Source organism: Halorhabdus sp. BNX81 (assembly GCF_029229925.1).
Classification (GTDB): domain Archaea; phylum Halobacteriota; class Halobacteria; order Halobacteriales; family Haloarculaceae; genus Halorhabdus.
This window is the reverse complement of record NZ_CP107254.1, coordinates 562,425-576,494: the sequence shown is the minus strand read 5'-3', so window position 1 is coordinate 576,494 and position 14,070 is coordinate 562,425. Positions and strand designations below refer to the sequence as shown.

The window sequence follows — 14,070 nt, the reverse complement described above, 5'->3', positions numbered from 1 at the left end:
GTCGGTCTCAGCGCAGTTCGACGATGATTTGCTCGGCCTCGCCGTTACGAATCCGTCGGCTGTACGGTTCGCCGATCGTCGCACCGTCGACCTCGACTGTCTCGCCGTCGCCGGACGCCGTCCAGCTGTCCGAGGGACTGTGTCCCTTGCCGTCGGCAAATTCGACGGTCACGCTCGCCGGAGAGACGCCGTCGCCGAACGTGTTTTCGTTCGCAGGGTTGCGGTACTCGACGGTGGTCTCACCCAGGAACGTGCCCGTGAGCCGGCCGTCGTCGAACAGCCAGGCAGGGAGTTTCGGATCGAGCGTCAGCGTGAGTTCGCCGTCCTCGAGCGCGAAGGGCTGCTCGCCGAACAGCATGTGATGGAGCATGCTGAGGAACTCCACGGTCGAGCCGGTCAGCCGGGCGACGAACCCGCGGCCGTGCAGCGACTCGTCGGGGTGATCGCTGGAGACGAGAAACGACGAGTTCTCCAGCGGGCTGCGGCCGTACTGCTCGGGATCCTGGAAGGGAATCGCCGCCGCACGGAAGTCCGCGAAGAACTCCTCGTAGAGGCCGGCCCGGAGCAGGGCCTTGAGGTACTTGTACTCCATGTGGAGCCAGATGGACTCGTTCTCGAGCCACCCCGGCGTGAACGTGCGGGCGCGGCCGATGTCGAACGGTTGGCCCGAGAGGTCGGCGTTGACCTTGTACATGCCGAGTTTGTCGTCGTAGAGCCCACTGTCCCGGACCTGCTCGTAGATGGCCGCGGCGTTGTCGGCCTCGGCACCGCTCTTGAGCGCGCGAACCGGGCCTTCGAGGAACAGCGGGAGAGCCTCGGGTTCGAAGGATTCGACCTCGACGAACGGACCGGCGTGGTCGAGGTCTTCCGGAACGTCACCGACCTCGCGTTCGCTGTATTCCTCGACGTGGAAGCGGAAGTACGTCGGGACCTCGCCGTCGTTGCGGTCCTTGGCACGAGCGATGCCCTGCTCGACCTTCGCCTCGAAGGCCGCGAGTGCGTCGTCGAGTTCGGACAGCGTGACGTCGACGGTCTCGCCGTCGAAGCCCCAGTGGACGCGGTCACGGTACTGTTCGCGGGCAGTCGCGACGCGGTCCCAGTAGGCGTGATCGCGCTCGGCGCGGTCGGTCTCGCGGTACCACGAAAGGGCTTCACGGACCGCCTCCAGCAGGTCGTAGATCTCGACAGGGAGTGTAAGACTGTCGACGTCTTCGGGAGCGTCGTCGATGGCGTCCCGGACCATCGCGAGCAGCCGTGAGAGTTCGTACGTCTCGGGCATCGACGAGCCGAAGATCGACGGCAGCCCGGCCATCGCGTCGTCCCAGCCGGGGTTGCCGGCTTCCATCTCGATGCCCATGCCTTGCGGGTCCATCGTCGCGAACTTCACCAGCCCGAGGGTGGTCAGTTTTCCGAGGAGAGTCGTCTCGAAGACCTCGCCGTGCCCGTCCGCCGTCCGGACCGCGAACGGCCGGGCGTCACGGGATTCGATGAGTTCGCGCTTCTCGTCGTCGAATTCGAGCGGGTTGGCCTGCCGGACCGCGCCGTCGATCTCGACGTACTTCAGCGTCCGTGGGCGGACCTTGACGTGGGTGTCCTGGAAGGTGTACTCCTCGCGGCCGAAGAACAGGTCGGCTTTGCGGTCGGGGTAGATGTCGAGGTACTTCTCGATCGAATCGAGGTTGTACGTCCAGTGGTCGACCCAGTAGCCGTCGCCGAAGGCGGTTTCGAAGTGCCGGGTCGCCTGCTCGAGGGCGACCGAGAGGAACTCGTCGGGCTCGACCGTCAGCCCGCCGTCCTCGACGATCGCGGCGGTGAGAAGTCCACCAGGGGTGAACGCGTCTTCGAGCGTCTCTTTGACGGCGTCCGGACCCTCGACCAGCTCGAGGATCGCCTCGCGATCGTCGGGTTCGACAAAGAAGCGATTGCCCTCCAGCACCAGCGGGTTGTAGCCGTCGGCCTGGAGGAGGTTCATGTAGGAGACGACGTTGAAGTCCTCGACGCCGGGTTCCAGCCAGACGTCCTCCCGGCGGTTCTGGAGGACGTCCCGGAAGTTGCCGTTGCCCTGGGAGTAGAACTCGGGGGCGACGTAGAAGTCGTTGTAGTCGCGTTCGAGGTCGCCGTGTTTGCGCGAGTAGACGTGCTGGACGATATCGTCGTCCTCGCCGAGCAGAACCGGCCACCCGCCACGGAGGACGTTGTCGAAGAACGTCTGGCGGGTGTAGGCGTCGAACGTGTCGTCGGCGGTCTCGACGGCGACGTGATCCGTCAGGTCGCGAGCGAGTTCGTTCGCGCGCTCGCGCTGCTCGGCGACGAAGTCGGCGTCGAGACGCGCGGCGTGGTCGAGTGCGCCATCGTGGTCGGCGGCGTGGCCGACGAGTGCCGAGAGCGAGAGCGTTTCGCCCGGTTCGAGTGTCCCCTCGGTGCCAAAAAAGCCACACGGCGTCCGCCCGACCGTGATCTGGTCGGCCTCTATGAGCGCGTCGAGGCCGCCTTCGAGGAACGGGTCGGGGCGATCCAGCGCGGTGTCCTGCCCGAAGACGACGTCCGGATCGACGAATGGATCGAGGCGTTCGCCGTCGCTGACGGCCGTGTAGAAGTGCCCGCCCTCGACTGCTTCGAGCGTCGCGTCCTCGCCCATGGTGGGATTGGCCTGATAGAAGGGGACGCCCGAGTCGAGATGCTTGACGGCCATCCAGGCTTCGGCAGTCCGGGAGACGTTCTTGAGTTCGGCGTCCTCGACGCCGGCGGGCACGACGACGGGCAGGCCGTCGAGCACCGAGAGGTCGATCGGCTCCGCGCCGACGTTCTCGATCGTGACCTCCCGGATGAGTCCGGCGAACGGCTCTTCGGTCACGGTGAAATACCGGACCGTCGTTTCCAGGCCGTACGCGTCGTGAGTCTCGACGATTTCGAGTTCGTTCGCGCCGACGTGCATCTGGCGGTCGCCATCGGAGTCAGGTGCGAAGGGTTCGTAGAACGTCCCGTCGACATCGAGGAACGTCCGGAACCCGACCTCGTGGGTCTGTCGGTAGGCCTTGTTCGCCGGCAGGAACTCGGTAATCGCGCCGTCCTTGTCCCCGACGCCCATGCTGGTGATGGCCTGCCCGCGGTTGACGTACAGGACCCACAGCGGGATGCCCATCTCGCCGGCGATGCCGGGCAGGAAGCTGGCGAAGGGGTCGCGGTCGGCGTAGTCGGTGATGACGAATCGGTCGCGGTCGTCGAATGAATGTCGGTCCATGGTTGTGTGTAGGTGGTGTCTGACCGTCGCTCCCTATTCGAGCGTGACGTCGACGTCGTGGACGGCCTCGCTGTCCAGGGCAGTCAGGGCGTCGCGGTCGATCACGACGCCGTCGTCGGTGCGTTCGAACTCGACGCGATCCCCGTTCAGCGTGACCTCGGTGATCTCGTAGTCGTCGACGTCGGCGGCGTCAGGGTTGTGGTAGGTCACGTCGAGTCGGCGGTCAGCGAACTGGCAGGTCACCGTCGCCTCGCCGTCCTCGAACTGCTCGGCCAGGAGTTTGGGTTCGAGGCGCAGGTCGCCGAGTCGGCCCTTCACGCCGAAGACCTCGGTGACGGTCGTCAACAGCAGCCAGCTCCCCGAGCCAGTCAGGAAGGTGTACATCCCGCGGCCGCGCTCGCTGAAGTACTCCGGGATGCCAGGGTAGATCCGGCTGACTTCGAAGTCCGTGCTCTGCTCGTAGATGCCCGAGAGGACCCTGTGGCCGGCCTCGACCTTCCCGCGGCGGTACAGGGCATTTGCGTACATGACGGCCATGTGGCTGAACATCGCGCCGTTCTCCTTGTGCCCGAACGCGAAGCCGAAGCCACGCCCGAGGTCGGTCTTGAGTTCGTCGAAGTCGGTGTTCAGCCGGTAGCCCCGCATCTTCGGCTCGTAGAGGTACTCGTCGGCGGCCTCGACGATGGCGTCGGCCTGGTCGTCGGTCGCAACCCCGCCCATCAGGGTGAAGACCTGGCCGGTCAGGGTCATCCGGACGCCGTTGTCGTGATCGCCCTCGACACGCCGGCCGCTGTCGTCGTAGTAGCCGTTGAACCACTGGTAGCCGTCTTCGTTCGCGATGAACTCCTGGTCGCGCAGCTGCTCGTAGAGCCACTCGGCCTTGTCTTCCAGGTCGGCCGCCAGGTCGTCGATCGCGACGGTGGTTTTCTCGCCGGAGACCGTCCGCTCCCAGGTGTCGAGGTACGCGTCGAGTCGCGCCTGCTTTGCCTCGGGGTCGTCGTAATCGACTGGCTCGGAGAGCGTATCGAGCAGCGTCTGCATCTCCCGGGCGATCTCGATCTCCTCGACGCCGAGTTCGGCCTCCAGTGTTTCGAGGACGTCGCTCATGTCGCGCAGGTTCCAGGCGTACAGCGCGGTGAACGCGACGCTCTCGCCGCGTTCGGGGGCCATGTCCATGGCGTCGTTCCAGTCGGCGTCCTCTAGGCGCATCACGTTGTGCTCGCCGACGTTGAAGAACTGCGTGAGGTGCTGGACGAGGAGGTGCTCCAGAACGGTGCCCTCGTAGACATCGCCGTCGTCGGTGTAGAGTTCCGTTCCGTCTTCGGGCGACCACTGCTCGTCCTGCTCGCTGGCCCGATCGACGTGGAGGTCCTTGTAGTATTGCTGATCGCGCAACAGGAACTGTAGGTCGCCGCTGAGATCCAGGTAGAAGCGGGTCGTCAGCCACGGCCAGGCACCGTGGTCCATCCAGACGCGGGGGATGTTGTTCCGGTCGGCCGTGAACTCGCCCGGTTCGTCGCCGATGATGGTCGCGTTCGACCCGTCGAAGCGCACGCCCGCGAAGTTACTGTACAGCAGGTCGGTGACGTTGTCGGGTTCAGTCAGCAACAGCGAGAGGATGTCCTGCCAGAGGTCACGCCAGCCACGGCCGCCGCGGCCGTAGTCGTGATACGGCAGGAAGGAGTTGCCGAAGAGGCGACGGAAGACGGGCTGGAGCGTGACCCACCGCATCCACTGATCGAAGGTGTCGTCGCCGGTGTCGAACTCGACGGCGCTGGATTTCTCGCGCCAGTGATCCTGACAGGCGGCGAGTTCCGCGGCGACGGCCTCGCTGGAGCCATAGCGCTCGACCAGGGTTGCAGGGTCGGGGTCGTCCGCCCAGATAGTCTGCATGACGACGTACTCGGCGGTTTCACCGGGTTCGAGTTCCGTCGTCTCGAAGCGGAGGCCGCCGAGACTCTCGTAGCCGTCGACCTCGGTGCCGGCCGGGACGCCCTCGAGGTCCTCGACGACGGCTTCCGGCCACTCGAGGTTACCACCCTCGCCGATGAAGTCCTCGACGACGGGGTAGAAGCTCTCGGGGGCCGTCCCGTCGGCTTCCGTGCCGAGGACGCCGTAGGTCGTCTCGTTTCGCGTGTGGCCCCGCTCGTCGAAGGAGAGGGTCGGACGCACGAGGACGCCGTACTCCTCGGTCCAGGTCTCCTGAAGCAGCGACGTGACGTGGCGGTGGTCCCGGATGTTGTCCGCAGAGCGACCGTAGATGGGGACGGCAGCCGTCGGCGTGATCGTCTTCGCGTCATCGCCGGTGTTCGTGACGGCCACGCGCATGAGTTCGACCATGTCGTCGCGGACCGGCGCGAAGTTAGTGATCTCGGCGCGCAATCCGCGTTCGTCGTTCTCGCGGGTAATCTCGTGATACAGCAGGCCGCCCTCCATCGAGACGGACTCCGCGCCACCGGGGCGTTCTTCGGGAATCTGTGTGGCGCTGTTGCCGGCGGCCGACCACGGCCCCGCGCCGTGTTCGTACACCCAGAAGTTCCGGGCGGAGCGCTTGTTGTGGAGGTCCTCGACGGCGGTCGGCGGCGTCAGGAACTCGTGTTGGCTCGCGTTGACGTCGCCGTGGAGCTTCGGCGTGATCGCCGACATGATGCCCGCCTCGTTGACCAGCGGGAAATACAGGTAACTCGACCGCTGGGGGTCGTCCAGTCGAAACGTCCCCGCGTCGTCGACGAACTCCCAGGAGTCGACGTTCGTATCGATATCGTGTAAGTGTCGCTTCGCCATACATCGAATGACGGAAACGGGACTTGAATAACTTTCTAACGCGTTTCCCCGGGACAGCAGGTATTTGATGACAGATGTGTCGCCCCCAACTTAACGGATATATGATGTATTGATGAACGTATATTTTTCGGATGACCAAGGGGTTCAGCGGCTGACCGGGCCGGCTTCAAGCATCGTGGCTGCTTTTGGGATGAAATTATTCTGCAAAGATTAAATGGGCACGGGAGATAGTGATCAGTAGCATGCAACTCTCGGACGAACGGCTCGGTCAGTACGTCGACGACGACCGCCGGGCGGAGATCGACGAACACGTCGAGTCGCTACTCGAAGCGATGACCGTCGAGGAGAAAGTCGGCCAGCTCAACCAGCGCTCCGTACACTTCATCACGGGGACCGAAGACGAGGGCGACGAACTCGAAGGCGCAATCGCCGACGGCGAGGTCGGGTCGTTGCTGAACGTCACCGACCTCGAGACGAAACGCCGGCTGCAGAAACGCGCCGTCGAGGAGAGTCGCCTCGGGATCCCCCTCCTGATCGGCTACGACGTCATCCACGGGTACCGGACCGTCTTCCCGACCCCGCTGGGACAGGCCGCTTCCTGGAACCCAGACCTCGCGGAGCGAGCCGAACGGATCGCCGCCACGGAAGCGAGCGCCGACGGACACAACTGGACGTTCGCGCCGATGGTCGACGTCTCGCGTGACCCACGGTGGGGCCGGGTCATGGAAGGGGCCGGCGAGAGCCCGGTACTCGGGAGTGCCTTCGCCAGGGCACGCGTCCGCGGATTCCAGGGTGAGGACCTGAGCGCGCCGGACACCGTTCTGGCGTGTGCGAAACACTTCGCCGGCTACGGCGCTGTCGAGGGCGGTCGGGAGTACAACACCGTCAACGTCTCCGAGACGGCCCTGCGCGAGCGCCACCTGCCGCCGTTCGCGGCCAGCGTCGAGGAAGGCGTCGGGTCGATGATGAACGCCTTCAACGTCCACGAGCGGATCCCGGCGAGCGGCAGCGAATCGCTCGTCGACGGGATCCTCAAGGGCGAGTGGGACTTCCCGGGGCTGGTGGTCTCGGACTGGGCGTCCTTCCGCGAGCAGATCCAGCACGGGACCGCGGGTGACCGCCGAGAGGCCGCGCGCAAGGCGATCCAGGCCGGCTCCGACATCGACATGGCGAGCGAGGTCGTCGTCGACGAACTCGCCGACCTTGTCCGCGACGGGGACGTAAGCGAAGCTCGACTCGACGACGCCGTCCGGCGCGTTTTGACCGTCAAGGGCCTGCTTGGTCTCTTCGAGGACCCCTACCGGTACTTCGACGAACAGCGTCGCGAGGAGGCGATGCTCGCTGACGAGCACCGTGAGACAGCCCGCGAGGCCGCCCGGCAGTCCTTCGTCCTGCTGGAAAACGAGGACGACCGGCTCCCGCTCGATCCGGCCGACGACGTCGCCGTGATCGGTGCGCTGGCCGACAGCGCCGAGGACGCCCTCGGAGCCTGGAGTTTCGAGGGGCGACCTGAAGACGTCATCACGATCCGGGACGGTCTCGAATCGTTCCTCGACCGCGAGGTCCCGTACGCGCCCGGGTACAGCCTTCCCGGCGAGGTGACGGACGAATCGATCGAGACGGCGGTCGACGCGGCGGCCGACGCCGACGTGGCCGTCGCCGTGGTGGGCGAGCCGGCCGACATCACGGGCGAAGCCGCGAGCCGGAGTCAGATCGACCTGCCCGGCGACCAGCGGCGGCTGCTCGAAGCACTCGGAGAGACCGACACGCCTGTCGTGGCCGTGCTCATGAACGGCCGGCCGCTCGCGATCGAGTGGCTGGCCGAGTCGGTGCCGGCGATCCTCGACGTCTGGCATCCCGGCGTCGAGGGCGGCCCGGCCGTCGCCGAGACGCTGTTCGGCGAGGCCGTCCCGGGCGGCCATCTGCCGATGAGCTTCCCCTACAACGAGGGCCAGATCCCGGTCGCCCACGACCGCCTGCCGACGGGCCGGCCGCCGGGAGAGGGCGTGAGAGACTACGCCTCGAAGTACCTCGACGTGCCCAACGAGCCGCTGTACGCCTTCGGCCACGGCGAGAGCTACACCGACTTTGCCTACACCGATCTGACAGTCTCGACCGACGAGTTCGCGCCCGGCGAGACGCTTGGAGCGACCGTCACGGTCGAGAACACCGGCGAGGTCGCCGGCCGCGACGTCGTCCAGTGGTACGTCCATGACCGCGTCGGCAGCCGGTCGCGGCCCCGGAAAGAGCTGGTCGGCTTCGAAACCGTCGAACTCGAGCCCGGGGAGAGCGCCGAGGTGACCATCGAAGTCGACGAGAGCGACTTGGCGTTCTGGACCGCCGACGAAGAGTGGGCAGCCGAGCCCGGCGAATTCGATCTCATGGTCGGCCATGCCGCCGACGATATCGTCGACACCGCGCGGTTCGAACTCCGAGAATAGGGGTATCGAGGGGACCAGTGTCGTTGCGGCCGGCGACGACCCACGGGACAGTTATCTCCTGACGCCGGTGGCCTGTCATCAGCCCAGTCGGCTCCTGCTGATTGGGGAGAAAGGTATGGACGAGATTATTAGTTACACCGAAGACGAAATATCAGAACCATATAGAAAAATATTATAATAATGGGCCAGGACATCCAAAATGGATTATGAGAGAGAAAAAACCCAGTCGACGACAGTTCCTCCGATCAGCTGCTATCGGTGCGGTCGGAATCGCTGGTGGAATGGCTGCGACCGGTACTGGAGCGGCGGATCCTCTTCCGGAAGGTGGCTACGAACAATCTACCGCAGAGGACTTCGTGAGTGGGAAAGTGGAAGTGAGTGCGCAATACGGTGAATGGCAATACCAAGTGAATCAAGGTGGACTCTCTAGCGAGGACAATGAATTCCCACCAATTGAGCTCGGAAGTGATGTTGAAACCGGAGATAGAATTATAGATAATGAGGGACAACAGGTGGAAGGGATCGTTTCTAGCGGCGATACAGACTCATATACGTTCCAAGCGCCAATCGAATACATTGGAGTGTATCCCGAACCAGATGGGCAACGAGCACTGGAATTTTGGCCACTCCAAATCTCAGTTACCCGGTCTGCAGCCGCATCATCACACAAGTTGAAGGCTTATAATCAAAATTTCGAGTACGGTATAGAGTTTATTGATGCAGATACGAAAATTACACAGAATTACTGGTCTGGCGGAATCCAGTCAGGTTTGACAAAAAATGAATATGATACGTCGGGGAATGAAATCACTGCTTCTGCGAATTTTGCCGTTCCGACGGGCAAGTACATCACGGTTAAATTTTATCCAGGCGAAGAAGCCTAAGCGAACTTGGCAAAACGAGATGATCACACACCCGGTGGATAACTCCACCGGGAAAGAGCGACACCGGGCAGTTCGAACTCGAAGTCTACGCCGAGTGATGTCGTCGAACAGACGTTGCGGCCACCGGCACACAAAAGTACGTTGGTATCATGTGTCACGATATGGATGCCGTTGTACTTGCCGGCGGGTTCGCGACACGACTGTGGCCGATCACCCGGAACCGGCCGAAGATGTTCCTGCCGATCGGCGACACGACGGTGATCGATCGCATCTTCCGGGAACTCGAAGCCGACGACCGCATCGAGGACGTCTACGTCTCGACCAACGAGGAGTTCGCCGAGGAGTTCCGCAACCACCTGGCCGACTCGCCCTTCGAGAAGCCACGCGTCTCCGTCGAGGAGGCCCGCGCGGAGGACGAAAAGTTCGGTGTCGTCGGGGCGCTTGGCGAACTCGTCGAGCGCGAGGGCATCGACAGCGACACGCTGGTGATCGCCGGGGACAACCTGATCAGCTTCGACATCTCGGCGTTCGTCGACGCCTTCGAGGCCAACGACGGGCCGACGCTGGCCGCCTACGACGTCGGCGACCTGGAGAGCGCAACCCAGTACGGCGTGATCGACGTCGAGGACGACCGCGTCGTCGCGTTCCAGGAGAAACCCGACGATCCGGCGAGCACCCTCGTCTCGATCGCGTGCTATGCCTTCCCCGCCGAGACGGTGGGACTCTTCGATACGTATCTCTCGGGCGATAACAATCCCGACGAACCCGGTTGGTTCATTCAGTGGCTCATCGAGCGCGAACCGGTGTACGCGTTCCCCTTCGAGGGGGCATGGTTCGACATCGGGACGCCGGAGGGCTATCTCGACGCCGTCGCGTGGTATCTCGACGGTGGGACGCTCGTCCATCCCGACGCGACGGTCGAGGGGTCGGACCTCGGGGAGAACGTCCACGTCATGGAGGGCGCGACGGTCGTCAACTCGAAACTCGAACAGTCGGTCGTTTTCCCGGACGCATCCCTCGAACGCTGCCGGATCATCTCCTCGCTCATCGACGAGGAAACCGAGCTCGAAGACGTCAACCTCTCGAACGCCCAGATCGGTGCCCACACCTCGCTCACCCAGACGCCACCCGACCCCTGGGTGTGGGAACAGCACCGCGACTCGGAGTGATCGGGTCGGGGCGAAAATGTGAGCGAGTGCCGAACTAGCGGAGAGCCGTCCGGGTGATCGACGCCAGGCGGTCGACGAAATCCCCGTCGAGTTCGTCGGCACTCACCCGCCACGTCCAGTTGCCCTCGTCGGTCCCGGGGCGGTTCAGTCGCGCCTCGCTGTCCCGTTCGAGAAGGTCCGGAACGGTTGTCAGCGCCAGTGTCGCCTCGGAGTGCCAGACGGCCTCGATCAGGTCCCAGGCGATCCCCTCGCCGTCGGTCGCCAGTGCGTACTCCAGACATTCGCGCTGGTCGGCCGGGAGGGTCTCGTAGAAGCCGACAGCGGTGTCCGTGTCGTGGGTCGACGTGTAGGCGACGCAGTGCTCCGGGTAGACGGTCGGCTTGTAGCGATGGCCTTCCTGACACCAGTCGGCGTAGTGAGGCACGCGCATACCAGGGAACTCGAATTGATCCCGGAGGGAGACCATACGTTCGTCGAGAAAGCCCAGATCCTCGACGATGAACGGCAACTCACCCAGTTCCGCACGGACTGTCTCGAAGAAGTCCGCGCCGGGACCGGGTTGCCACTCGCCGGCTGCCGGATCATCGGCGTCAGCCGGAATCGCCCAGTACTCGTCGAAGGCCTTGAAGTGGTCGATCCGGGCGATGTCCACCAGGGAGAGCAGCCGATCCAGTCGATGCCGCCACCAGCCGTACTCGTCGGCCCGGAGTGTCTCCCAGTCGTAAACCGGGTTGCCCCACCGCTGGCCGTCGTCGCCGGGATTCGGCGGCACGCCCGCCACCGCAGTCGGCTGTCCCGCCTCGTCGAGTTGAAAGGCCCCCGGATTCGCCCAGACATCCGCCGAATCCCAGGCGACGTAGATCGGGAGGTCGCCGACCAGCGAGATACCGCGCTCATCGGCCGCGGCCCGGAGGTCACGCCACTGCTCGTCGAAAATCCACTGGACGAAAGCGTGATACCGGATCGCGTCGGCGTGGTTCTCGCGCGCGGCGGCGAGTGCCCCAGCGTCGCGTCCGGCGAGGTCAGCCGGCCACTCGACCCAGGGTGCCCCGTCGTGGGCCGCTTTCAGCGCCGCGAACACGGTGTACTCTTCGAGCCACGTCGATTCGCGCTCCCGGAACGCGTCGAAGGCCGCCCGCGCGTCCTCGCTTGCGTCCGCCTCGAACCCTTCGAAAGCCATGCGGAGCCGGTCACGCTTGAAAGCAGCCACGTCGTCGTAGTGAACCGTGTGGGGATCGGCCGGCGGATCTTCGATCGCATTCGCCCCAAGCCAGCCGCGATCGACGAGGGCGGTCAGGTCGACGAGCAGCGGGTTCCCGGCGAACGCCGACGGCGAAGCGTATGGCGAGTGGCCGTGCACCCCCACCGTCGGCGTTACGGGACAGAACTGCCACAGCGACTGTTCGGCGCGCTCAAGCACGTCCAGAAACGTCCGGGCACCAGCACCGAGGTCGCCGATGCCGTGCGGGCCGGGGAGTGAGGTGAGATGCAGGAACACACCGCTTTGCCGATCGAACATGACCGACGGTTCGAAGGCCCACACCAAGAAGTCGGTGACTGTCACCTCCCTGACTATTTAGGGTGGCGGGGGCCGGACACCTTATCCAGCCCGGGAGGGGCAGGCGTCGAAAATCCGGCCGGGGTTCGGCCGAACATTCCGTTTCGGTGAAGCGAACAGTGAAGTAACCGCCACCGCAACCATTCACAACGAATGGTACCGAAGGTGCTGATGCTCGGCTGGGGGTTCCCGCCGAACGTGAGCGGCGGTCTCGACACGGCTGTCGGGGAACTGTTCGAGCAGTTCCAACCCCGCGACGATGTCGAGATCGAACTCGTGCTGCCGGCCGAGTACGCGCCGGATCGCGACGGGATCCACGGCGTCCCGACGGGAGAGGGCGACGTCGCGGATCGGATCAACCGACTCGCAGGCGAGTTCGCCGACCGCGCCGCTGACGCCGACATCGTCCACACTCACGACTGGTTCGGCTACGGACCGGCGTCCCGGGCCGCGAGTACCCACGACGTCGAGTGGGTGACGACGTTTCATTCACTGACGTCCGACCGAAATCGAAATCCCCCTGATCGGGAAATTCGAACCGAACAGCGCATCGTCGAGGGGGCGGATCACCTCATCGCCGTGAGCGAGGTCCTCCGTCGGTCAGTCCGCGAACAGTACGACGGCGACCCGCAGGTGATCTACAACGGCTTCTCCTCGGTCGAGACGACCGGCCGCGATATCGCCGCCGAGCTGGGGATCGACGGACAGATGCTATTTTTCGTGGGGCGACATACCCACCAGAAGGGGATCGAACATCTCGTCTACGCGCTTGACCGACTCGACGCCGAGGAGGTCACCCTCGTCATCGGCGGCACCGGGCACTTGACCGATCGCCTCAAGCGCTTCGTCGAGATCCTGGGGATCGAGGCGATGGTCGAGTTCGTCGGCTACGTACCCGAGGCCGAACTGGGTGATTACTACGCGAGTGCGGATGTCTTCGTCTCGCCGTCGCTGTCGGAGCCCTTCGGTATCACCATCGTCGAATCCCTCTCTGTCGGGACCCGGGTCGTCGCCTGCGAGTCGGGGGCGGCCGAGATCCTGCCCGAGGGGTGTATCGTCGAGGTCGAACCGAACTCCCGTTCGATCGCGAACGGAATCAGACGCGCGCTCGACGCCGGCCCCCTCCCCGCCTACGAGGAGCGGACCTGGGACACCGTCGCCGACGAGCACATCGAGTTCTATCACGATATCCTCGACGCGTAGCGGTCGTCGGTCCGAACGGTGAAAGACCACGTATCGACGGAGCGGACGAGGCCATCCGGAACAAAGAGCGGATCGTGGCTCCATCGCACGTTCTCGTGGCGCTCGACGGCTCGCCGCTGGCGCAAGCGGCACTCGAACACGCCCTGGCGGTATTCGAGTGCCCGATTACTGTCCTGAACGTGATCACGCCGCTCGATGCGGGGATGAGTGAAGCCGGCGTGATGCCGAGAAGATGAGCGGATCGACGAGGCCCAAGCCAGGGCAGCGCGGGTGATCGAAGCGGCACAGACACAGGCCGCCGCCTGCTCGGGACAGTGGCGACCAGCGTGGTCAGTGAGGCACCGGTCCCGGTGACGGTCGTTCGCTGAATCGCCTCAACGGGGAGTCGTCACCGAAGAAATCGAACGTCATCGGCGGGTTCGGGATGGACTAGGCGAAACCCGTTGGCCGTTGGATTGACGCCGAGGGTGGCGTCCGGCTGGGGGCGCGAGCCGTAGGGACTGTCGTCCGCTATTCCTTCGTAGGGGCTATCGCTGCTGTCCGTCGGACGATATGGACTCGATTCACCCGCGTCGTTAGTCTCGCCGGGCGGCAGATAAACGCGCTCGCCGGACGCGGAGTTGACGACGACGATGACGTTCCGAGCCCCCGAGACAGTCACGATCGTTCGACCGTCCTCGATCTCGGTCGTGACACTGACGGGCGTCTCCGCGGTTGACCCACCCGATGACGCACCTGAACCCATGGGTACATGTCCGGCGAGTCCGGACTTAAGCGTTCTGACGGGTGG

The 14,070-nt window shown here is 64.6% G+C and carries 8 protein-coding genes and 1 pseudogene; 5 read left to right on the top strand and 4 right to left on the bottom strand.

Features of this window, described 5'->3' with window-relative positions; all coding sequences use genetic code 11:
- Positions 1-7 precede the first annotated feature (7 nt).
- Positions 8-3,241 carry a hypothetical protein gene (locus HBNXHr_RS02735; protein ID WP_275883075.1) on the bottom strand — a complete coding sequence of 1,078 codons (3,234 nt, stop codon included), beginning with the start codon at positions 3,239-3,241 and terminating at the stop codon, positions 8-10.
- A gap of 33 nt (positions 3,242-3,274) precedes the next feature.
- Positions 3,275-6,025, bottom strand: coding sequence for a cellobiose phosphorylase (locus HBNXHr_RS02730; protein WP_275883074.1), 2,751 nt, complete (start codon positions 6,023-6,025; stop codon positions 3,275-3,277).
- Between the two features lie 242 nt (positions 6,026-6,267).
- Here HBNXHr_RS02730 and HBNXHr_RS02725 point away from each other — a divergent pair, with 242 nt between their 5' ends.
- The 3 genes from HBNXHr_RS02725 (at position 6,268) to HBNXHr_RS02715 (ending at position 10,519) form a co-directional block, all read left to right on the top strand.
- Positions 6,268-8,466, top strand: a complete 2,199-nt coding sequence (locus HBNXHr_RS02725) for a glycoside hydrolase family 3 N-terminal domain-containing protein (RefSeq protein WP_275883073.1) — start codon at positions 6,268-6,270, stop codon at positions 8,464-8,466.
- A 281-nt stretch (positions 8,467-8,747) separates the two neighbouring features.
- Positions 8,748-9,350 carry a hypothetical protein gene (locus HBNXHr_RS02720; protein ID WP_275883072.1) on the top strand — a complete coding sequence of 201 codons (603 nt, stop codon included), beginning with the start codon at positions 8,748-8,750 and terminating at the stop codon, positions 9,348-9,350.
- A 161-nt stretch (positions 9,351-9,511) separates the two neighbouring features.
- Positions 9,512-10,519: an NDP-sugar synthase gene (locus HBNXHr_RS02715; protein WP_275739239.1), complete on the top strand. Its 1,008-nt coding sequence runs from the start codon at positions 9,512-9,514 to the stop codon at positions 10,517-10,519.
- Positions 10,520-10,553: 34 nt separating this feature from the next.
- Here HBNXHr_RS02715 and malQ read toward each other — a convergent pair whose 3' ends face one another.
- Positions 10,554-12,062, bottom strand: a complete 1,509-nt coding sequence (gene malQ, locus HBNXHr_RS02710; protein ID WP_275883694.1) for a 4-alpha-glucanotransferase — start codon at positions 12,060-12,062, stop codon at positions 10,554-10,556.
- A gap of 168 nt (positions 12,063-12,230) precedes the next feature.
- Between malQ and HBNXHr_RS02705 the strand changes: the two genes are divergently transcribed.
- Both HBNXHr_RS02705 and HBNXHr_RS02700 read left to right on the top strand, forming a co-directional pair.
- Positions 12,231-13,280: a glycosyltransferase family 4 protein gene (locus HBNXHr_RS02705; RefSeq protein ID WP_275883071.1), complete on the top strand. Its 1,050-nt coding sequence runs from the start codon at positions 12,231-12,233 to the stop codon at positions 13,278-13,280.
- 74 nt (positions 13,281-13,354) lie between these two features.
- Positions 13,355-13,648: pseudogene (locus tag HBNXHr_RS02700) on the top strand (universal stress protein).
- Positions 13,649-13,668: 20 nt separating this feature from the next.
- On the opposite strand, the gene HBNXHr_RS02695 reads toward HBNXHr_RS02700, so the two are convergent.
- A complete protein-coding gene (locus HBNXHr_RS02695; RefSeq protein ID WP_275739233.1) occupies positions 13,669-14,025 on the bottom strand; it encodes a hypothetical protein in 357 nt (118 codons plus the stop codon).
- Positions 14,026-14,070 lie beyond the last annotated feature (45 nt).